Origin of the sequence: Pseudomonas khorasanensis, assembly GCF_014268505.2 — a bacterium.
Taxonomy (GTDB): domain Bacteria; phylum Pseudomonadota; class Gammaproteobacteria; order Pseudomonadales; family Pseudomonadaceae; genus Aquipseudomonas; species Aquipseudomonas khorasanensis.
In genome coordinates this window covers 825,202-846,942 of the sequence record NZ_JABWQP020000001.1, presented here as the reverse complement: position 1 = coordinate 846,942, position 21,741 = coordinate 825,202, and the positions used below count along the sequence as shown (strand labels likewise).

18 protein-coding genes and 2 pseudogenes are annotated in these 21,741 nt (G+C 56.5%); 5 read left to right on the top strand and 15 right to left on the bottom strand.

Annotation, left to right across the window (positions count from 1 at the left end; all coding sequences use genetic code 11):
- Window positions 1-55: 55 nt before the first annotated feature.
- Both HU727_RS04015 and HU727_RS04010 read left to right on the top strand, forming a co-directional pair.
- Window positions 56-3,274, top strand: coding sequence for a hybrid sensor histidine kinase/response regulator (locus tag HU727_RS04015; protein WP_186528377.1), 3,219 nt, complete (start codon window positions 56-58; stop codon window positions 3,272-3,274).
- A 38-nt stretch (window positions 3,275-3,312) separates the two neighbouring features.
- The gene (locus tag HU727_RS04010; RefSeq protein WP_186528376.1) at window positions 3,313-3,960 is read left to right on the top strand and encodes a response regulator; all 648 of its coding nucleotides are present in this window, start codon (window positions 3,313-3,315) and stop codon (window positions 3,958-3,960) included.
- Window positions 3,961-4,053: 93 nt separating this feature from the next.
- Here HU727_RS04010 and HU727_RS04005 read toward each other — a convergent pair whose 3' ends face one another.
- From HU727_RS04005 to HU727_RS03975, 8 genes and pseudogenes are all read right to left on the bottom strand, one after another.
- Entirely contained in the window at window positions 4,054-4,266 is a 213-nt protein-coding gene (locus HU727_RS04005) for a hypothetical protein (RefSeq protein WP_186528375.1), read from the bottom strand.
- Window positions 4,267-4,401: 135 nt separating this feature from the next.
- Window positions 4,402-5,535 carry a cbb3-type cytochrome c oxidase subunit II gene (locus HU727_RS04000; protein WP_186528374.1) on the bottom strand — a complete coding sequence of 378 codons (1,134 nt, stop codon included), beginning with the start codon at window positions 5,533-5,535 and terminating at the stop codon, window positions 4,402-4,404.
- A gap of 3 nt (window positions 5,536-5,538) precedes the next feature.
- A pseudogene (locus HU727_RS25995) lies at window positions 5,539-6,422 on the bottom strand (cbb3-type cytochrome c oxidase subunit I).
- Window positions 6,423-6,478: 56 nt separating this feature from the next.
- Window positions 6,479-6,985, bottom strand: a pseudogene (locus tag HU727_RS25845) (cbb3-type cytochrome c oxidase subunit I); the annotation flags it as partial.
- Entirely contained in the window at window positions 6,982-7,218 is a 237-nt protein-coding gene (locus tag HU727_RS03990; RefSeq protein WP_264081968.1) for a hypothetical protein, read from the bottom strand. The gene HU727_RS03990 and the pseudogene HU727_RS25845, both read right to left, overlap by 4 nt.
- Window position 7,219: 1 nt before the next feature.
- A complete protein-coding gene (locus HU727_RS03985) occupies window positions 7,220-7,474 on the bottom strand; it encodes a hypothetical protein (protein ID WP_186528372.1) in 255 nt (84 codons plus the stop codon).
- Window positions 7,471-7,815, bottom strand: coding sequence for a hypothetical protein (locus tag HU727_RS03980; protein ID WP_186528371.1), 345 nt, complete (start codon window positions 7,813-7,815; stop codon window positions 7,471-7,473). Before HU727_RS03980 ends, HU727_RS03985 begins: the two co-directional genes overlap by 4 nt.
- Before the next feature lies 1 nt (window position 7,816).
- The gene (locus HU727_RS03975) at window positions 7,817-8,983 is read right to left on the bottom strand and encodes a molybdopterin-dependent oxidoreductase (RefSeq protein ID WP_225919768.1); all 1,167 of its coding nucleotides are present in this window, start codon (window positions 8,981-8,983) and stop codon (window positions 7,817-7,819) included.
- 392 nt (window positions 8,984-9,375) lie between these two features.
- On the opposite strand from HU727_RS03975, the gene HU727_RS03970 reads away from it, so the two are divergent.
- The 3 genes from HU727_RS03970 (at window position 9,376) to HU727_RS03960 (ending at window position 13,431) form a co-directional block, all read left to right on the top strand.
- A complete protein-coding gene (locus tag HU727_RS03970; RefSeq protein WP_186528369.1) occupies window positions 9,376-9,966 on the top strand; it encodes a fimbrial protein in 591 nt (196 codons plus the stop codon).
- 68 nt (window positions 9,967-10,034) lie between these two features.
- The gene (locus tag HU727_RS03965) at window positions 10,035-10,787 is read left to right on the top strand and encodes a fimbrial biogenesis chaperone (RefSeq protein ID WP_186528368.1); all 753 of its coding nucleotides are present in this window, start codon (window positions 10,035-10,037) and stop codon (window positions 10,785-10,787) included.
- A 175-nt stretch (window positions 10,788-10,962) separates the two neighbouring features.
- Window positions 10,963-13,431 carry a fimbria/pilus outer membrane usher protein gene (locus HU727_RS03960; RefSeq protein WP_225919792.1) on the top strand — a complete coding sequence of 823 codons (2,469 nt, stop codon included), beginning with the start codon at window positions 10,963-10,965 and terminating at the stop codon, window positions 13,429-13,431.
- Between the two features lie 174 nt (window positions 13,432-13,605).
- Here the strand turns inward: HU727_RS03960 and HU727_RS03955 are convergent, their stop codons facing one another.
- The 7 genes from HU727_RS03955 to HU727_RS03925 form a co-directional block, all read right to left on the bottom strand.
- The gene (locus HU727_RS03955) at window positions 13,606-14,130 is read right to left on the bottom strand and encodes a fimbrial protein (RefSeq protein ID WP_186528366.1); all 525 of its coding nucleotides are present in this window, start codon (window positions 14,128-14,130) and stop codon (window positions 13,606-13,608) included.
- Between the two features lies 1 nt (window position 14,131).
- Window positions 14,132-14,623 (bottom strand): fimbrial protein, encoded by a 492-nt coding sequence (locus HU727_RS03950; RefSeq protein WP_186528365.1) that lies wholly within the window; start codon window positions 14,621-14,623, stop codon window positions 14,132-14,134.
- Between the two features lie 21 nt (window positions 14,624-14,644).
- A complete protein-coding gene (locus tag HU727_RS03945; RefSeq protein ID WP_186528364.1) occupies window positions 14,645-15,259 on the bottom strand; it encodes a hypothetical protein in 615 nt (204 codons plus the stop codon).
- 292 nt (window positions 15,260-15,551) lie between these two features.
- A complete protein-coding gene (locus HU727_RS03940) occupies window positions 15,552-18,173 on the bottom strand; it encodes a fimbria/pilus outer membrane usher protein (protein ID WP_186528363.1) in 2,622 nt (873 codons plus the stop codon).
- Between the two features lie 28 nt (window positions 18,174-18,201).
- On the bottom strand, window positions 18,202-18,897 hold the full coding sequence (locus HU727_RS03935) for a fimbrial biogenesis chaperone (RefSeq protein WP_186528362.1): 696 nt from the start codon (window positions 18,895-18,897) through the stop codon (window positions 18,202-18,204).
- A gap of 63 nt (window positions 18,898-18,960) precedes the next feature.
- Window positions 18,961-19,536: a fimbrial protein gene (locus tag HU727_RS03930; protein WP_186528361.1), complete on the bottom strand. Its 576-nt coding sequence runs from the start codon at window positions 19,534-19,536 to the stop codon at window positions 18,961-18,963.
- Between the two features lie 176 nt (window positions 19,537-19,712).
- Entirely contained in the window at window positions 19,713-21,278 is a 1,566-nt protein-coding gene (locus HU727_RS03925) for a YadA family autotransporter adhesin (RefSeq protein ID WP_186528360.1), read from the bottom strand.
- Window positions 21,279-21,741: the final 463 nt, after the last annotated feature.

Sequence of the window (21,741 nt, the reverse complement as noted above, 5' to 3'; positions counted from 1 at the left end):
CATCAGAGGTAGCGGTGTCCAAGGCTTATCCAGGCATTTCCAACAGGCTGGTCCAATGACTCATCCCAATGCGCGACTGAACAAATTGACCAGCAGCTCACTGCGCATGAACAAAGGTGTCGTTGTGCTCTGCGGCCTAGCGTCGGTGTTGGTTGGCCTCAGCGTCTGGGGCCTGAACCGCATGGTCGCCGAACAGCGCGATGCGGTGCGTTATCACTTCGCCCGGCTGATGGAGAACATGGGCGAACAAGATGCCTTCCTCAGCGCTATCGCCCGGCAAAGTGCCAAGGGACTCACACTCAATACCCAGCGGATGCACATGTCCGTGCAGGAGCCGATGCCGGAGCAAGGCAGCGGAATTTACAGGGCTCAAGAGTTGTCGTTTTCCTTGCCCTTCAGCGTCAAGATCAACACCGCAGCGATTGAGCCAGGCGAGCGCGCCAAGGTATTCGCGCTGGGCGCACACCTGGCCAGTTACTACAGCGCATTCTGGTCTGCCTCGCACTACCAGTCGCCGCAGGTTTTCCTATTCAACGTCCCGGACAACTTTGACATCGCGGTGCCTGCCGCCGGGCAATTGCGCGGCGCCGGGCAAATCCAGGGCGGCACCTTTCAACACGTACTGAGCCAAGTGTTGCAGCGCCTGCAAAAGAAAAATCCGCAGCCGTTGGACAGTCACGTTCACTGGGTTCGTTATGGCGCGCGAGCGGATAACAGCGCCGCCCCGACAGTGCTAGCCTTCATCAATGTCGACCTGCCGGCGAGCCAGCTGGATATTGAAGGTGCCAGCCCTTGGGTGGTCGTGGTCTCGCTGTTGAATCTGAGCCAGATCAACGATATCGAGCGCATCATGGAGTGGTCGATCTACGACCGTTTCAGTCTTACCGCGCCCAACGGCAACCTGTTGATCGGCTCCGAGCCCCCCGCCCCAGCGTTGAGTGAAGGGCTGAACGTTCGCCTCGACGGTCTGGTGTTCAAGATTTCCAGCGAGGGGCCGCACCCGTGGACGGCGGTTTACGTGGTCGGCTTCAAGAGCTTTATCGATTACGCGTGGTGGCCGTTACTCGGCATCCTGACGTTGATGATTGCCAGCATTGGTGGCGGCTGGGCATTTAATCGCTGGTACAAAACCCGCGTGGTGCAGCCCGCCCATCAAGCGCATCAGAGTATCGCTGAAAGCGAGGCATTCGGCCGCGCGGTGATCGACGCTGCGCCCACCGGGCTGTGTGTGGTGCGTTGCAGTGATCATCAGGTATTGCTGGAAAACCAGCGTATTCAAGAGTGGCAGCAAAGCGACCAACTGATTGCCGCTCTCAACTGGCAATATCCGCTGACCGGGCCCAACCAGACCGATCTCGAAATCGACGGTCGCCATCTGCATGTAGGGGTGGTAGGCGCCCGCTACCATGGCGACGATGTGTGGATCTGCGCATTCCACGACGTGACCCGACATATCGATGATGCCGTAGCATTGGAACAGGCATTGCGTGCAGCCGATTCGGCCAACGAAGCGAAAACGCGCTTTCTCGCGACCATGAGTCATGAAATTCGCACGCCGTTGTACGGCGTGCTGGGTACCCTGGAACTGTTGGGGCTTACCGATCTCGCGCCGCGTCAGCAGGAGTACTTGCGCACCATTCAGCGCTCGTCGGCAACCCTATTTCAGCTCATCAGTGACGTGCTCGATGTGTCGAAAATCGAATCTGGGCAGATGACCATTGAAGCTCAGGACTTCTGCCCGCTGGAGCTGACTGAAGACACCTTGCGCGCCTACAGTGCATTCGCCGAGGCCAAAGGTTTGCAGCTTTATGCCTGCATTGATGCGTCGATCCCGGACCGGTTGCAAGGCGATCCGCTGCGCATCCGGCAGATTCTCAATAATCTGCTGAGCAATGCGATCAAGTTCACCGACAACGGCCGCGTGGTATTGCGACTGCGGTTGCTTGATCACAGCGCCGGTGGCGCCAATCTGCAATGGCAAGTCAGCGACTCCGGAATCGGTATTTCTCAGGCCCAGCAAACCCAGCTGTTCGACCCGTTCTATCAGGTGCGCGACGCCTCCAGCGAAGCTGGTGCCGGCCTTGGCCTGGCGATCTGCCGGTGGCTGTGCGAACTGATGGCCGGGCAATTGAAAGTGGTCAGTGAGCCCGGACTGGGCAGCAGCTTCTCTCTGCAATTGCATCTCGCCAGCGCAGAGGGTCAGTTGAGCGACTGCCCTGAATTTACGCCCGATGCGCCGCCGATTTACGTACAGGCACCGGCGCCGGAACTGGCGCAGCATGTGTGCAATTGGCTCAATCGACTGGGGCAGGAAACCCGCATCCTCGGCCCGGACACGAAACACTTGCCCGGATCTTCAGCGCTGCTGCTGAATGTTCTGCCGAATTCGCAAACCGCCTGGACCGGCCCGCGCATCATCGCCACGACCGCAGGGGCCAACCCGGCGGAGTACACGGCCGAAGGCTGGTCGGTCGACGCACATGACATCCGGGCGATCGCCTGGGCGGTCTGCTTTGCCCAACAAGGTGTGGGCCAGCGCAGCCGCACCGCGCTTACCGAGCAGGCCCGACGGCTGGATCTGAACATTCTGATTGCCGAAGACAACCCGATCAATCGGGCGATCATCAAGGAGCAACTGGAGGCGCTCGGTTGCTCGGTAGTCGCCACCGCCGACGGCGAACAAGCCCTGCACCAATGGCTGCCAGGCTTGTTCGATATGGTGCTGACCGACGTCAACATGCCCGTGATGAATGGCTACGAACTGGCCAAAGCGCTGCGCAGGAAGGATGCGGATCTGCCGATCATTGGCGTCACCGCCAATGCCCTGCGTGATGAAGGCGAACGCTGTGCAGCGGTCGGCATGAACGCCTGGCTGGTCAAACCATTGAACCTGCACACGCTGCGTACGCAATTGCTCAAGCACTGCAGCGCAGCCAGTCCGCTGCCCCTGGTTGAGCCGGACCAACCCACACATATCGCGCTAAACCCCGATCAGCCGCAGTTGTCACCAAAAATGCGCACTTTGTTTTTCAGCACCATGCAGCAGGACATCGACAAAGTCATGGCTGCGCTGCAGGACAAGGACGCAGCGGCACTGGGTCGTCATCTGCACAGCATGGCCGGAGCATTGGGCGCGGTGCAGGCCAATTGTCTGGCGGACGCATGCGTCAGCCTCGAAAATCGCCTGGAGGGTCGCCCCCTTACGCAGGCCTTGGCTACCGAGATCAGCGCTATGCTGGAGCGACTGGCAGCAATGCTCGACGCAGTGGCGTAGTCCTTATGCTTTCAACAACAAATCAGGGAACGCCGAATATGGCAAAACTCAACGTCGTGATCGCCGATGATCACCCCATCGTATTACTGGGTGTACGTGAGCTGATAGAACGCGATGAGCGCTTTCGCGTTGTAGGTGAAGCGGTGTGCTCGAACGAGCTGATCAAGCTGCTCAAGCATCAAACGGTTGATCTGGTGATCACCGACTTCAACATGCCCGCGGACTCGCCCTACGGTGATGGCCTAAAGCTGGTGGAATATCTGCTCAGGCATTTTCCCGATGCGAAAATCCTGGTACTGACCATGATCTCCAGCCCGTTGATCCTGACGCGCCTACATGAAATGGGCGTGGTCGGGGTCATTCAGAAAAACCAGCTGCATGACGAGATTCAATTGGCGATGATGGCCGTGGCGCAAGGTCGCCCGTACAACAGTGCCAAGCCGCCACCGACGTGCGTCAGGGAACCTAATGTGGCGCTGGATGAGCGCCTGTCCCGGCTATCGCCCAAGGAATTCGAAATCCTGCGCATGTTCGTCGCAGGACAAAGCGTCACCACAATCGCCCGCAGCCTTTCGCGCAGTGCGAAAACCATCAGTACGCAAAAGATCGCGGCCATGCGCAAACTGGATGTTTCCAGTGATCAGGATCTGCTGACGTATTGCCTGGAAAATAATGTTTTCAACTGAGGCTGCTGTCAGCCGATTTCAATCGACAAAAAAGGCGTTTACCTGGATCAGCGTGAATGACTGCATCGAACTCTCAGCTCCTAATTACTCCTTTCAAAAAGTCTCGTCCTTCGCAGCGCTTTCTTCGTCATCGATCAAGGCGGCGTTACGGCGTTGCGCCCGCTGCGACCGTTCGTAGTTCTGCTCGCGCTCAAGCATCCAGTATTTAGGTACTTCGGCCCAGTTCCTCAGCGCCTCGCTTGCCAGCCAAGCCATTGCACATGCAAAAACGATAAACGTCATGGTGATAACAATAAAAGCGAACATGGATTATTTCCGAGCATAAGGTTGATAGAGAGAGCGTAAGTAACTCACCAGACTGTGGCGCTGTTGATCGGTCAAGACCTCTTCCCACGGTGGCATCGCGGTACCGGGGATACCGTTGCGCAGGACCCTTTCCAGTTAGTCAGGGTTGCCTTGTTTGAGCTGAAAGTTGGCCGGCCGCGGCGCCAGGCTGCGTGCCGCCGGGCCATCGCCCTGCCCGCTTGCGCCGTGGTAACTGCTGCAGTTTTTCTCGAACAGCGCGGCGGTCTGTGCACTGCTTTCGTCGCTGGCAATCGTGCTATCGGACGAGGTGGGCGCGGAGTGCAGACTCTGCACGAACACGGTCAACGCTGCGAGCGTTGAGTTGTCGAGATCGCGCCACGCCGGCATGGAGCTGCCATAGCGACCATTCCACAATGAATCTGCTATGCGCGCCGAGGTGAAGCTGGCAGCGCGCAAGTCAGCCGGACGTGGAAGCAGTGAAGCGGCCCCTGGCCCGTCACCGGCCCCCGTCATACCGTGACACGCCGTGCAGTTTTGCTCGAAAGCGGCTTTCCCGGCAGCCAGAGCTACCGAGTAATCTCCCGGATTATCCGGCAGAGCGAATTGCGGCACCGCGCTGTCGAGACGCGCCTGCGCCGAGATCACCTGACGCCGTGCTGCCAGCGTGAATTCATGCATGCTGCCGGCATGCCCCGTGGCCATTGGTGCAGGCGCTGGCGTCGTCTCATCATCGTAACCGGAAAAAATCCGTGGCCGTCCCAAGGCTTGCAGATACGCCACCAGACTCATCGCATCGGTAGTCGGTTTAGCATCGCCGTTAAACAACCATGGATAGCCCGGCATCACCGAGTCGCCCGCGACAAGTCGCGGGTTGTACAGATGGGTGAGCTGCCAATCGTTACTGCGCACACCCGACTCGCGCGCCAGATCCGGGCCGATGCGCCGCGTGCCCCACAGTTGCGGATAATCGAAACGGGTTTCCCAGGCCTGCGTCGGCGCGCCCCATCGTGCAACGTCCTCTGCGACAAACCGGACCTGCTGAGTATGGCAATAACCGCAGCCCTCACGGCCGTATGCGCTCCTGCCACGCTCTTCCTGTGCGGTGTAATCAGCCATGGCGGCGGGCGCGCGCGCATCGATTTCCTTTTGCAGTGCCTGACCGGGCAAGATCCCCAGCAAGTAGAACGACAACGCAAAAAAACCGATGCCGGCAATGAATATGACTAAGTAAATGCTGTTGAAAACACGGTGTCTATTCGCCGTTTTCATGGGTCAGGCTCCTACCGTAGCGCTGTTGAAGCGGATGCCTGAGACGGTGCAAGAAGCCGATCGCGAGCCAGTGGTCAGCCCGATGAAAAACACCACAAAACCTGCCAGCAAAGGCACTGCCGATATGTCTCGCAGCCACCAGTAAGCAAGTGATGCGCGGACCGAATCCATCCATGGCGCGGTGCTCGCCCACAGGTGCGCCTGCACCAAACCTGCGGCAGTCAAGGTGATGAACATCAGCAACAGGCCAACGGTAATCAGCCAGAGCGCCCAGTTCATGGCGACGGCCTCATAACGCGCATGCGGTATCCGCTGCCACGCATGGGCGATGCCGCCAGCGGCAATGAAAGTGGCGAAACCGAGCACTGCGAGATGAGAGTGAGCGATGACCCAATCCGAAAAGTGCGCCAGGCGATTGACCGGCATCAACGCCTGGAAGGCGCCTTGGAAGCTGACCAAGAGATAAAAAATGATGCCGGTCCAGACGAACCGTAACGGCACGTCACTGGCGACTGTCGCCGCTTGCCCACGCAGCGACACAGCAGGTTGAACACCACCAGGATCACGTCCATCCCCAGGTACACCGAGGCACTGATCGCCGCTTTCTGCGCATCCATGGGCACTGCCGAATAGACATAGCGGTGCGTGCCATTCAACGGGTAGAAAAAGAACAGAAACCAAAAGCCGATCATCGATAGAAAATGACTGTAGATCGGTCGCAGCGTGGTTGTCGGAATAATGTGATAGGCAATCGCCAACACAAACGGCGTGACAAACAGCCCGACCGCATCGTGAATCCACAGTCCGCTGAAAGCCGTGCCCTGCGCCCCCGGAATGAATGCCGGGACGAAGTTACCGGCCGGATAGGCAAGCAAGCTGAAGACCACGCCACCCACAAGGTCCAAGCGGAAATGTACAGCCCTCCGGACTGACGCTTGAGCACGAAAGGTCCGGCGAACTGTACGTAAATCAGCAGTAACCCGAGCACTGCGAGCAGGTCGATAAGCATCGGTGATTCGCCCCGTTCCAGCGACTGCACCGCCAGCCACGGACTATCCAGGCCCAGCGAAATCAGGGCCCATCCCGGCAAGAGCACACAGAGATTCCACAGCTGGAAAATCCCCCAGCCGAGTTTGCGGCTGTACACCGGACGATCAGCCAGGCGCGGCATCATGTGGTAGCAGAACGCGAAAAACGCGTTGCCCAACCAACCGAAGAAAATCCCTTGGGTGTGATCGAAACGCAGTCGGCCCCACGATAACGCCGCGTGGTTACCCAGCAGATCCGGCAGGGTCAGTTTTAGCGCGACCAGCAGACCGGCGATGGCCGACGGGAACAACGTGATGACCGCTGCATAACTGTGCGCCTTGATCAGGTCGTAGTCGGTGCGTGGCAGATATTTCAGTGGACGTTGAGCAATTTCGGTCGATGCGGAATCCAGACTTCTCATTTATTTTCTTCTCGAGCATGACTCAATATCCAGGCGGCGAGGGCCAGTCGCGCATCGGGTGTCAGGGCGATAGATGCAGGTCCCGGCGGGTAGCCGTCCCATCCCGGACGCGGATGACCGATGGCGCTATTCATCAGCTCCAAGGCGTCGGCGCCCATTGGATCTGCGCCAATTTCGGCCTGGTAGCGCGCGACAATCGCTAGCCAGGGAGGCCCCTCCAGGCGATTGCGCATGTCATGACAACCGGCACAGCGCTGGCGAGCCACGACTTTGCCCGGTATGGAGCAAAGTAAACGCTCGACCAGGGTCGAGGGCCGTACCTTGGGGTACGCCGGGCAAGCTGCCGCCACGCAGGCTTATGGTCGAACTGGCGGGCGTGCGAACCACCCTCCACGAAATCAAGGTACCCAGGCTCAACACGCCGACCAGCATGAGTAACGCCGTGCGTGAGATGCCCCTGTGTCTGGCGTTGGTTTCTACATTGCTCATGGCGTGCGCTTACCTTGCAGGAACATCAGGTAATCAAGGATCGGCTCGACCGCTGCATCAGGAATCGGCGCGCCGTATTCGTTGCGCATCTTCGCCACTTCAGCCGCCCAGGTTTTGCGCGCAAAGGCAGGCTGAATGACGACATAGCGTGGCGAGTGACAGATCACGCACTGCTGAAGAAACTCGGCACGCCCCGGCCCGTCCGGCAAGTACGGCTCGTTGTGCGGCACGGTGATGCTGTGTAGCGCCGGGCCGAAATTGGCGACCCGCGATTCTTGTGCATGGAGGGTTGGACTGAGCAGCGCGCAGGCCAACAGGCATGGCAGATAATGACGGGGCATGTCAGACCACCATTCCGCTGGTGCTCTGGATCATCCGCCGCGCGAAACCACCGCGATTCCACTGCGTGACCGGTTGCCCTTCGCCCGCGCGATTGGTCGCACGAACCTTAAAGGCGTAGCGCCCCTTCTCGAGCGGGATCCAGACGTAACGCCAGTGCCGCCACGAAAAGCGTCCGATCTCCGGATCCAGTCGGGCATCGACCCACGTGCGGCCGTTAACCATCGATACCTCAACACGGGCGATGTCGTCACCGCCGTCATTGGCCAGCCCTTCGAGGATCACCGGGTGATTGAGCAACAGCTGCTCTTCCGGCTCGGGCCGCACGAAAATCGAATGGGTGGCGAAGCGATTGATCGGAACGGTTTTCTTCGACAGGTTGCCCGGCTCCTCATTGATTTCCGGGTTATCGGGGATCGGGTAGGCCTCGTCCATCCAGATATTGCTCAAAGGCTTTTTAAGCACCTCGATGTGCGCCAGCGATTTGATCCAATACATGGCGTACCAGCCCGGCACCACCAGGCGCAGCGGGAGACTGTTGAGCATCGGCAACGGTTCGCCATTCATGGCGTAGGCGATCATTACATCACCGTCGGCGGCATGATCGAACTTCAACGACTTGACTACTTTGGGCAGCCCCCGCATCGGCCACTCATCCAGCCCCGAAAACGCAACTTCCACCGCACCAGACTTGACCCCGACACGCGCCAGCAAGTCTTTTAGCCGCATCCCGGTCCACTGCGCATTGCACGTCGCACCGAATTGCCATTGGCTGCCCGGCGATTGTGGGCTGAACAGACTGCGGGCGTTGCCCGAGCATTGATTCATCGCCACCAGCGTCACTGGATCGAAATCCTTGACCAGTTCTTCGAGCGTGAACAAATGCGGCTTGTCGACGAGGCCGTCGAGACGCAAACGGAAGGTGCGCGCGTCCACTTCAATCGGGTAGCCCGACAAGTGCCAGCGCACGAAATAGGCGGAATTTGGCGTCAGATCCTGACGAAAGAAATGCAGCGGAGTTTCCAGTTGCGGCGGTCGATCGGTGATCAGAATCATCCCGGTCTTTTCCGGATAGCGCACCTGTCCCCTCAATGCGCTCTGACCTGCGATGGCCGATCCCGGCACGTCCATTCCGCCCGGCAGTACCTGCCTAGGCAGAAGGCTGACCAAACCGGCTCCGGTTGCAAGGCCAAGCAGGCGCCTGCGGTTAATCTTCAAGAAAGCATCATCTGTATTCATGTTTACTCACTGTGGCCGGCAAAGCGCCCACAGGAGGAATTTCGCACTTCAAACAAACTAGGATTCATTATTGAAAGCGAAACATACTCCTCCTGCACCAACAGCTTAAGCTGGCACTTTAACGCCCAACCATCAGACCATTCTTAAACAACTTGCTCGAATTTTAAAACCAACACAAAGACAACTTTAAAGTCCTCAATCACGCAGCGAATTCCGATTAGATGTGATCAATCAGAATCGTCTGATACCTCTTCTTCTGGTTCCACCCTAGATTTGAGCACGTGTTTTACAACACAACTTATTTCGATCTAATGGAAATCAAAATGAAAAAGCTTTCGCTGACACTGCTGACACTTTCGTTGCTTGCCGCTGCAGGCCAATCGTTTGCTGCAGATCCAGTAACGCCGACCAAGGCTGGCAGCGGCACCATAAACTTTACCGGCACCATCAACAATGATGCGTGCTCCATCGAAGATGCAGGCGTGGGCAAAACCATCTCGGTAGCAATGGGCGACGTTTCCATTAAAGACATGGGCACCGCAGACGCTCCTAAAGGCAGCGGCAAATTGAGTGCCGAAAACTTTGACATGAAAATCAACTGCAATGCTGGCACCAAGGTTTCGATGATCTTCGAACCTACTAAAGGCGCGGGCACCGGCATCGTTACCGGCACCAAAGTGCTGAACGTTATTTCCGGTGTTGGTGCGGCGCAAGGCATCGGTATCGCCTTGCTCGACGACAAGGGCAACCAGATCGACCTGAGCTCCCCGACCGCAGCAAAAATTGAAAATAATCTGCAGGATGGCAACACCAGCCTGAAATTCTCTGCCGCTTACGTGACCACTGGTGATCCTAAAACTGCTGTTGCCGGTCGTGCCGATGCCACCCTGCCGTTCACTCTGCAATACGAGTAAACAACAGATCTGGCTGACACCGCGCGGGACTTAATTGTCCCGCCTTTTTTGATATCAGGCATTTTTCTATGTTTAATCGACGATTTTTTTCCTTATGCATGGGGCTGCAATGCGCGCTAATGGCGACGCAAGCGAGCGCCGGAATTTCTCTGAGTGCGACCCGACTGGTGTTCGACGGCGAACACAGAGAAGTCAGCATCAAGGTTCGCAATAATGGTGACGACTTGTTGATTCAATCGTGGATCGACGGCGACGGATCCACCGCTGGCTCGGCCCCTTTCGCAGTGACGCCGCCGCTGGCCAGAATACTGGCCAAGCAACAGCAACTGCTGCGGGTTATCTATGAAGGCACCGGCATGCCCACCGATAAAGAATCGGTGGTGTGGCTCAACGTACAGGAAATCCCCCAGGCCTCGAAGGAGAAAAACACCTTGCAGTTGGCGGTACGCCAGCGGATCAAAGTGTTTTTCAGACCTCCCGGACTTGCCACCAAGGCTTACCTCGCGCCCAAACAACTGCTGTGGCAAATAGGCGAACAAGAAGGTCACGCCCTTTTGAAAATTACCAATCCTGGCCTCTATCACGTCTCGATGTCGGACATTACGCTGCAATTCGGTGCAAAAACTGAGCACCCTGTCGATTCGATGATGATTGCGCCGGGTGAAACAAAGTCCTTCACCCTTAAGGGTACGAAGAACGCCAACTATTCAACTTTAACCTTCTCTAGCATTAACGATTACGGCGCGCAAGATCGTTATAAAGCGACACTCAACGGCAATAGTGCAGTTAGCGCCACGGCCGTGCAAAAAAACGCAGATTGAATGCTGCGCGCACTTCGCATACCTCGATACGTTCCTGATTCTAATAATGAATTGACTTTTCGTCCTCTGTAGCAATAAAGGGCTGGGCATGTATTTATTCCCACGCAGCAGTTCCATACCCAATTTAAAACGATGCGCACCTTTGAATGCGCGATTCAACGCGCTCTATCTGGCAATGGTCGTCGGCCTCCCTCAACTGGCGAACGCCGAAGAGCCTGCGGCAGTACCCGAGCCAAGTCAGCTCGATCAATTCAATACGACGTTTCTGCAAGGTGTCGGTGCGGACGTGGATCTGGATTTGCTGCTGTCGGCCAACCGCGTATTACCCGGCAATTACCGGGTTGACGTTTACAGCAATGAAGTACTGGTCGGTCGCCGCGATATCGATTTTCGTCGCGTTGAAAAAACCGGCCGGGTTGAGGCTTGTCTGACCCTGGATATACTGCAACAGTTGGGCATCGATATGAGCCGACTGGAAGCCGCCGGCCAGTTGCACCGCGACGCGCGCGAAACCTGTTACAACTTACCAAGCCTGATCGATCAGGCCACGGTCAATTACGACCCCGCCCGGCTGCGACTGTCGATCAGCGTACCGCAGGTAGCCATGCAGCGCGGCATGCGTGGTTACGTCGATCCTGCGCTGTGGGATGCCGGCGTATCCACCGCGTTTGTCAACTATCAGCTGAGCAGTAACCGCAACAACACCGATAACGGTACCACGATTTCAAACAACCTCGGCTTGCGCAACGGCATCAATCTGGGCGCCTGGCGGCTGCGCAATGAATCGAACTTCAGCAGCCGCACCGGCCAGCCCAATACCTTCCACAGTAACCGCACTTATCTGCAGCATGACGTGACTGCGTTGAAGGGGCAGTTCAGCGCCGGCGATATTTTTTCCGACTCGCAACTGTTCGACAGCGTGCGCTATCGCGGCCTCAAATTGAGCTCCGACGAGGGCATGCGCGCCGACAGCGAACGCGGCTATGCGCCGGTGATTCGCGGCGTGGCGGAAAGCAACGCGACGGTCGAGATCCGGCAGAACGATTACATCCTATACACCACGAACGTGCCGCCTGGCCCGTTCGAGATCAACGATATTTATCCCAGCGGTTCCAACGGTGATTTGCAAGTGACGATCATCGAGGCCGACGGCCGCCGACGCGAAACCGTTCAGGCTTTTTCCAGCCTGCCGATCATGGTGCGCAAGGGCCAGATTAACTACAGCGTTTCGGCCGGTAAATACAAAAGCAACACCGAAGGGCTGGCCTCTCCACAATTTATAAGCAGCACCCTAGCCTACGGCATGACCAGCAACATGACCGGTATCCTCGGCGTGCAGGCCAGTGCCAATTTCAACGCGATGTCGCTGGGCATAGGCCGCAACACGTCGTTTGGCGCGGTGTCGTTCGATGTCACGCACTCCTCCAGCCAGGCGCGTGGCCAGACGACACAAGGCAACAGCCTGAGGATGCTTTACGCGAAAACGTTCACCGGCACCGACACCAACTTCACCCTCGCCGCCTATCGTTATTCCACCGAGGGATATCGAACCCTGACCGATCACGTCGAAGATGAAAGCGCCACAGAGCAACGGCGCGGCAATTCGAAGACGCGTACCGACCTGACTGTCAGCCAGAGTCTTGGCCGCAACCAGCAATTCGGCAACCTGTACCTCAATGCAACCGATCAGCGCTACTGGGGACGTGGCGGATCGCAAAGTCTGTCTGCCGGTTACAGCAACAACTGGCGCGATCTGACGTACAATCTCGGGGTGACACACACCAAAGACGTCGGCACTTCCGGTCCGTCGAACAATGACACCCAATTGAACCTCTCGCTGTCGTTCCCGCTGGGCTCGACCCCACGCGCACCGCGCGCATTCCTCTCGACCAGCAGCCAGAAATCCGGCGATAACACCCAACTGGGTGTGAACGGTTATCTGTCCGAGAACAGCGACACCTATTATTCGGTGCAAGCAGGTAACAGCAGCAACAGCGGCAACTCGGGATCGGCGAGCATCAGCACGCGCAATTCGTTCGTCGACGTCAACGCTGGTTATAGCCAGGGCAGCGGTTACACCTCGCAGAACCTCAGTCTGTCAGGTTCGGTCGTCGCGCATGCCGGTGGTATCAACCTCGGCCAGACGCTGGGCGAAACCTTCGCCCTCGCCGAAGTGCCAGGCGTACCGGCCGGCGTGAAGATCGGCAGCTACAGCGGCACGGAAACCGGCCGCAACGGTTTTGCAGTCATCCCCAACACACAACCCTATCGGGTGAACTGGATCACCCTCGATACTCGCGACTTGGGCGCCGATGTCGAGATCGAAAACGCCACCCAGCAAATCGTACCGCGCCGTGGTGCAGCCGTTCTGGTGCGCTACCTTTCGCAAACCGGACGCCGTGTGCAATTCGAACTGTTCGACTCCGCACACAACAGGTTGCCGTTTGGTGCAGCACTGGAAGACGCCGATGGAAAACAGATCGCGATTTCCGATCCTTCCGGTAAGGCGCTGGCACTGGTGCAAGACCAGAGCGCTAGGCTGACCATCAAGTGGGCCGGCAAGCAATGTCAGGCAAGTTACTCGCTGCCTGAGCGCGACAAGGCGCTCAACTACGAACGGGCAACGCTGACCTGCCAACCCTGAAACCCGATCCGCGTGATCATCAAGACGCCGGCAAGTAAGAATTGCCGGCGTCTTGCGTTATGCCGGTCACAGATCAGCGATTGCGCACGACGACTGCCCCTGCTGGCGTGGCCAGAGGGGCAGTCGTCGGTGAAGGGGGATGATGTTGCGTGACTCATATAGCGGACAGTATCGTTACAGATAAACGATTTCCATCATCAGCGTCGCGCTATAAGTTCCGACGGCGGGCATGACTTGCTCCGCCTGCACCGGCTTGACAGACAATTGCAGATTCAATGCGGTGTCTTGCACTTTGAAGATCAGTGGCTCACCAAGGCTCTTATCCACTTGGTGCGCGGTGCGGGTCACGTCGCTCAAGCGGGTTATCAAGCCCAGGTTGTCCAACGTGGTGCGCATGGTGTCGGCGTCGTACGTGCCACTGCCGGCAGTCAGGCGCAACTGCACCTGACTGCCGGCTGTGCATTCAAAGCCCAATGCTACGTAGGTCCAGTCGGCGGTCTTCGAAGTCAATGAATTGAGACTGACCGCAGGGATTTCGACGCTCTGTGTGGCCGGAAAACTGGCGATACACGGTGGTTTGATAAGTTTGCCCGTGATTTCCAGACGAGTCTCGTCAGCAGCGACACAGGTCCGACTGGCACTCAGTACGATCACTGACAACAAAGCCCCCCATGCCGTCAGTCTGATGGCCATCGACATGTCACAGATACTCGATGCTGATCATCGTCGAAGCTTTGAAGGCACCTTCGGAGAGTGCTCCCGTCGCAACCAGTTTTGCTTTCATGCTCAAATCAACCGTGCCGCTTTGCTTGGTCAGGGTTCGTTTTGCACCGGTAATGTCTACCGCAGAATTGTCACTGTTCAACGTCAGCGTATAGGCCAGGTTCGCTTTATCGGTGCTGGCCTGAGTGGTTGAGCCTGAGACGGCACCGGATGATTTCACGCTCACGCTCAACGAAGAATTGTTAGGGCATGTTAGCGTTACCGGAACGGCGACAACTGGCGCGGAATCAATCTGGTCATAGCGCAAACTGCCGAAGTTCACGTTTAACGTTTTGCTACTGGTCACGGTGCAAGGCGGACGCGTTAGAGTTCCGCTGACGTTAATGGTGATGGAGTCCGTAACTGCAAATACAGTTTGGCTCACCAGACTTGTCAGGAGTAATGCAGTTAATGGCAAGGCGGATTTCATGGTCGACTTCCTGTTCGAGGATTAACGATAGGTAAGGTTGAGGGTGTACTGGCTGGAAAACTCGCCGGCCGGTGAATCGGGCGTATTGAGTCGCGGGCGAAATCCCAGACGGATGAGATTGTCGCCCTTGCTAAGGGCAATCGTGCGCGGGCTGTTGAAGGCAACAGCAGATCCATTATCGACCCAGGTTGCGGCCATCGATAGTCCATCCAGCGTCGTTGCGGACACGCCCATGCTGTCACTCAGGGCTGCTTGGGTAGGCACAAGCGTGGCGTCGACCTGCGACGCGTTGCTGCAGTTCAGACTGATCTCGGCAGTGAGTTGAGAAGTGGCGAAGTCCTGACTGGTTAGCGTGCCAAACGCCAAGGACAAATTTTTTGCTGAGCCTAGCGAGCAAGTAGGAACGACCACTTTGTAGGAGAGTGTTAGATTGTGGAAACTCGTTCTGGTGTACCGTCCGGTCGCGGAATTAGCTTGCATGTTGAGTTTTATACGATAAGGAACTCCTGAAAAACTAGCAGGCCCAGCCGTTCCAGTAATTATGTAGATGTAAGAAAACTTACTACCGGCCTTTATTGGCGAGGCTACAGGTAGCGGGACACCATCTCCCATGCCCGGCACTTCCAGATTGGTCATCGCGTCCTTTACGGAAATGCGAGGCGTCGCGGTTCCTGGGACTTTTATTTCGTTTTTCGTGACGTAAAGAAGACCGTCCAAATCTGCTTCTATCGTGCAGGTACCCATGAAAGGGTAAGTGAACGGTTGTGACGGACTGAGCACCCCTAGATCTACGTTTGTCGTAACGTAGCCTGAACAGACTAGTGGTAAGTATTCTGCACTCGCATGTTGCCCTGTCAGAGAGCACAGCAGGCCTACCAGAAACCGCCAGCCTGCCGCCCAAGATAGACAAAGCCCATTGCCGGGTAAATTATTCATTCAAAGAGCCTCGATGCTTCTCATTTGTCGGCGATGCTACTGTGCAACTCACTACAAGTTGGCCAATACCTGTCTGTGCCAAGTTGTACTTGTTCAAATCAAGCTCCTGACTGCACAAGACCTTATTGTTGACACTAATAATCATCCGACCTTTCTCCGGAACACCCGTCAAAAAGACACGTCCCTTGTCAGCCACCATGGCCTCGCTGAGAAAATTCCCTTCAAGATCGAATAACTGCGCCTGTGCAGCAAATGGCACTGGTTTGCCTTGCGCTGTGGTGACAGTGGCCAACAACCGGCGACCGTTATGGGTTTTGAAACTGGCCAACACAAATGCGCCACGATTTGGAGTGACCTCTTGTACCAACCCCGCAATATCAACGTTGTCGGACAGCGAATCGGTATTGAGCGAGACCCGGTTACTGCGGTAAGGCTGGGCCGAGGAAATGATCGTGTAGCCGCTGCTGTTAGTCTTCACGCCGCTACGGGTCAGCACCCCCACATCAGCCGCGCCAGGGGTGGCGACGATAATATTGGTCTCCCCCAGCGGCTGGGTGAACATCAGCGTTTTGTCGGTAGCGACCACCGCACCTTCAACGCCGTAATCCATCTGCCGATTGTTCTCGTCTCTGTTGTATGAGCCGTGCCAGATCGCATTGGCGCTGTTGTAGCGCGCGGCAATCGAACTGCCGAACACTTTGTCTTTGTCCGTGACCTGCTGATTCAAACCAAGCGTGTACGACAGGGCGTCATCCGCCAATTCAGAGCCGCTGAAAGTCGCCGATCGTCTTGCGTTGCCCTTGGTATCCTGATTGGTGCTGAAACCGATACGACTGCTGCTGCCGGGCTGTCCGAGCGGAATACTCACGCTCAAGGACAAGCTGCGAATGTCATCCCCGACACCACTGCTTTGCGCCAGCCCCAAATTGTAAGAGGCACGACCAACGCTGAAGCTGTAACCCAGTTGGATCGCGGTGTTGCTCTTGGCCATATTCCAGTAATCATTCTTGGTCAAGCTGGCGTACATGCCGCCGTAGTTGCCAAATTGTTGCGACACGTTGGCGGTAAAGCTGCTTTTCATATGACCTTGCAGATATTGCGAGTAAACGCCGTTGCTGTTCAGTGCCTCATCGACATACGGGGTCAGGCTGCGATTGCTGCGAGCGTTGAGTGCTTCGTTGAAACTGTAGTAACCGCTGGTGGAATAGCGATAGCCAATCAGGCTGAAGTTGGTGTCGGTGAAGTCGACGGTTTTCGAATAGCGAAAACGATAGGATTGACCGGAAAGGGTTTTCGCCGCTGGCCCCATGTCCTCACTGACCGCATGAGTGACGTCTAAGGAGATCGCGCCGAAACCGGCAAAGTCGTGGGCGAAGCCCAGCAGGGACGATTTGTATTGTTCACTGACAATAGCGCCGCCGTACAGCGTCGTGCCTTCAGTCAATCCGCGCCGCAAGGTGCCCTGAACGAAAGTCGGTTTCTCCTGATTGGCCGCACCGTCCACTGGTCGATACTGTGCAGCGGTCAACGAATAGGCTTGTTGGCCTTCGCGCATCATGTACGGCACCGAGGAAAACGACTGGGTGTAGACCTGACGCTCGCCGTTTGGGCCTTCGACGGTGACTTCGATGTCGCCATTGCTGGAGGTCGAATAGAGATCTTTGAGCGCGAACGGCCCGGAAGGTACCCATTGCTCGCTGATCACATAACCGCGTTGACGCAGGGTTACCAACGACCGCCCGTTGGCCACCCCGCGCACGACGGGCGCAAAGTTGCGCGTGTCTTCGGGCAGCATGTCGAGGTCGGATTCAATGCCGATGCCGCGATAGGAAATGGCGTCAAACAGATCGCTGTCGGTCGAGCTTTCACCGAGGGTGGCGATTGCCATCATGTTGCCCATATCACGCTGAACGTAGGTGTCGACTGATTTCCAGTTACCCTCGACGTTGGTGCCTTTTTGCCAGGTCGAGAAATTGCGCAAGCGCCACGGACCGCTGTTGATACCGCTGCGCAGGCTGGCGAACTCCGAGCGCCGGTTGCCATAAGAGGCTTCGTACTGGCTGCCGGAATAACTGTAGTTGGAGAACGCGAGCTGTTCGCCGTCGCTCCAGCTCTTGCGTCGTGTGGCAAACGGCACACTGCCGATGTAGGCCTGGGGGATCTGCAAATCCAGATGCTGTTTATGAAAATCGTAGTTGTAGGTGACATCGACCATGTCACGACTGAAATAAACGCATTGGTCGTCACTGACCTCGGCATGCGCAAGACGGCTCGGGTCCACACCCAATTCTGTCAGCGCTTCGATGCTGAAACAAGGAAACAGGCCCGTAGACGTGGCCGGTTGCTGCGCTGATTCCCGGACGAAGCGCAAGTCGCGCTGTTCAATCAGCCGGTTGTCCACCGTCAGGTTTACTCGATATTTACCAGGAAGTTGTCCCTGGCTCATGGTTTTGACTTGTTCCGCTACTTCTGCCGAACTGTTGCCGCCACCGACCTCCAAAAACGAGGGATCGAAACTGTAATCAGCGTGAACCGTCAAACTTGTGGCACTCAGAGCCAGAGAGCTCCAATAGCGGAATGAGCGCGCGAGGGCGCACATGCGCAGACACTGCATGAGGGATTCCTTTCGTTCAGCTAACGACTTAGTGCGCGCTAATGGGATCGGTCTTGACAGTGCTGCCGTATTCGTTGATGTAACTCAGCACTATCGCGTCGCCGCTCTTCAGCGCTTGCGCAGACTTCAATGTCGCGCCCGGCTTGATGACCTCGGGCAAGTCTTTATTCGAGATGTTGTTAACCAGTAACTCGCTGACCACAACATTGAAAGCGGACGGGTTATGTACACTGAGTTTACCGCCATCCACTCGCCACTCGAGATTCTGCACTGTCTCTTTCAAAGAACCTTTTAATTCGGCCGGACGATAAAACAACTTGATGGTGGTCTTCAGAGCAATCTGCAATACATTCTGATTTTTCTGTTTTTCACTCACTGCCGGGATCGCCTTGACGTTGACAAAGAACAGACTTTCTTTGTCCTTGGGCAAGTTTTGCGCGTTGGTGGCAATGATTCGCAAAATGTTCTGACTTTTGGCGTCCAGGCGAAACAATGGCGGAGTAATGATGAATTCATCAGCGCTAGTGTCCCGTTTATCGTAGGGACTCACCCAGGACTGAATAAGATAGGGAGAATCATCATCGGTATTGGCCATTGACAGATTCGCCTCTTTCTCCTTGCCCTCATAGATCACTCGTGTCGTGCCGACGTTAACGCCAGCCTGGACTTGCGACAGCCATAAACACGCCGCCAGAGCCGATAAGGCTGCAACTTTCAAACGCATGGACATTTCCTCGATTAACGTCAAGGCTCGGGCGCTCCGAACCTTGGCGTTACAGACAGAGTGTTACTTGTAGGTCACGTCAAAACTGGCCAATGCATTCACTTGACCTGTACCGATGCCGCTGGCACCAGGCTTGCCGCCAGTCCCTTCCGCGTCTACGACCAGACGAACATAAGAGGCTGTGAAGTCAAAGGTGTTGGACTGCGGACGCAGTACGTAGTCGGTACTGGCCGTGTTCAGTGGCAGCTTGGTACCTGTGCGCGCATCGTTGATCTGGATGCCGACACCCGGAACCTGATTTTCACCGGTCATGCCGAGAATGGTCGGATCCGTTACCGACTGCTGGCCACTGAAAGTGATTGCCGCGTTTTTCATGGTGGCGGTACTGCAGTTTTCCAGCGAGATGGAGAACGGTACGGCTCCAGCGGTAGCACCAACAGTGTTGGCGAAGTCAGCAAGGCGAACTTGCCCCATATCAACCGACTTCTTCACGTTTTCGCTGTTGATGGTGCAAGCGTTGTCGTTGATCGAACCGGTGAATTCAACCTGCCCATCGGACGCATGTGCACTGGCGACAGCCATCATCAGCAAAAGCGACGAACCGCATAGCGTGGTGCATTTACAAGTCTTCTTGACCATGAGTATGACCCCAGAATATTGAAGTGAAGTTTTAGTTTTGACGTCCTGTCTCACGGCTTGCCGTTGCAGGTGCATAGATTTTGAAAGCATCGGGACACGCACCCCATCAGACGATTCTTAATTACCTGAGGCCAGATGAAAAATGCCCGGCATCGCCGGGCACTGTGTTCAGTTACTTACCACTGATAACCAACGCCCAGAGACATACCCACTTCCCCTTGGCTATTAGTGTTGCCTTGGAGCTTGCTGACCCACCGGCCGTTGTTCGAGATATGCGACACACCGACAGCCAACGCCGACTGGCCGCGATACCCGCCCACGCCGGCAGAGGTCATGCTCGCACCTGGTGTATACGGCTGCGGCAGCGCAGCCATGGCCATTGCACCTGCAACACCGGCACTGAGGTCGTCATCCAGTTGTTTGATGTCGCGGTGCAAGCTGTTGTAAACGCGCCCGGTCAACGCATTAGCGTCTTCCAGCCCTTTGTTCATTTGTGTGACATTGACCGCATCAGTGCCTGCGGTGCCGGCCGCCACGTGGGTAATCTGGCGTTCAGCACCGGCGGCGCCCACCGATGCACTGTTGGCTCGGCCAGCAACCGAACCGGCGCCCAGAGCGATCGAGTTGTCCGCGACTGCGGTCGACCCAGCCCCTAAGGCGACCGATCTGCTGCCACTGGCTACCGCTCCATGACCCACTGCCGAAGCGTCCACGCCCGTGGCTTTTGCTTGTTTGCCGACAGCAGCGGAGCCACTGGCCGATGCAACAGTGTCGCTACCCACTGCGACAGACTCGCTACCACCGCCTTTGACGATGTTGGCCAGTCCGCCCTCGACCGCCTGCACGCGACCGTCAAGCCCCGCGACATGGTTGGCCATTTCGACAGAACCGGAACTGAACTTCGCACTGAGGTCGCGAAGGCTAAGGTCGCTACGTGTGGCGAGCGCGCTCACACTCTCCAATGCCTGATTGGTTGCATGAAGCTGGGAACCATTCACGGCGTCGGTTGAGGATGCCGTCAATTGGCCGGCTGCCACGTTCGTGAGTTGGCGCTTGGTCGTGTCGTTACCGATACTGACAACGCCAGCGGCACTCGCACCGGCGAATTGATATTGCGTCCCCGCGATCGAGACGCCTGATATACTGGCAGCCTCGCTTGTCGACGACTTGAACCCCAACGCAACGCTGTTTGCATCAGTAGCGGTTGCGAAATTTCCAAGCGCCACAGAGCTGTCTGCCGACGCACTGGCATAATTACCCAAGGCTATGGTTCTTGTACCCGTTGCTTTGCTGCGCGCACCCACCGCTGTAGCACCAGATCCTTCAGCTTTACTGCCTACGCCAAGCGCAACGGCATCGTCATTGACCGCTTGGGCCAGCGTGCCCACCGCTGTGGAATTCGAGCCAATAGCCTGAGACGCTGCTCCGATACTCGTTGTGCTCAGCGAACCAGCTGTCGCTGCTGCACCAATAGCCACGGAATTTGCTCCCGAGGTCTTCGCTGGCCCCTTGCTGTAAAAACCCTCGGTAACTTGCATGTAATCGTCGTTATAGCCAGCAGCGAATGCTGCCCCAGGTGCCGCTATCATCGAAACCAACACCAAGCCACCGAAACCGAACGAGTCCTTCGCCGACTGATCGACGAAAGAGGAAGTGTCCTTGCCTCGACGGGCAAACAACCCTGATACGCCCCCCCAGAACTTGGCTTTTTGATGGCGCACTACTCCATAAATCCTGTTCATGCTTTCTTATTCCGCAAGACAATTTGAAGAAAACCGAATTGCATCTATTGCAACGATGACAACCCGGCCTTGCCTGGAGAAGAATAAGATTGCGGACTGCTCAACTCTTTAGGACGATTCTGAAAGGGTGCAATCCCCCCTGCACGTCATTTACACATCAATGAGCCAGCTGTTGATTGGAAGGTATTTTTTGTCCCTCTTTGCCCTACTAAGCGCAAAGCTCGCAGCCAAACATGCTCACCGTGTTCTCATTTAGAAAGTCCATAGTTTCCAGTTGAATGATGAAAAAATTGCACAACGTATCCTAAATTCGACGCCGTCAAGGGCGTTGACCATAAGAATCGCTTAGACATACGGATCATGCCCTTCATGCTTGCACACCGGTCAAGCTCATGAATGCCGCCGCTCGTTGACCACTGTTTAACGACCCAGCAATTATCCAGCTCAGCGCCCAAGTGTCCGT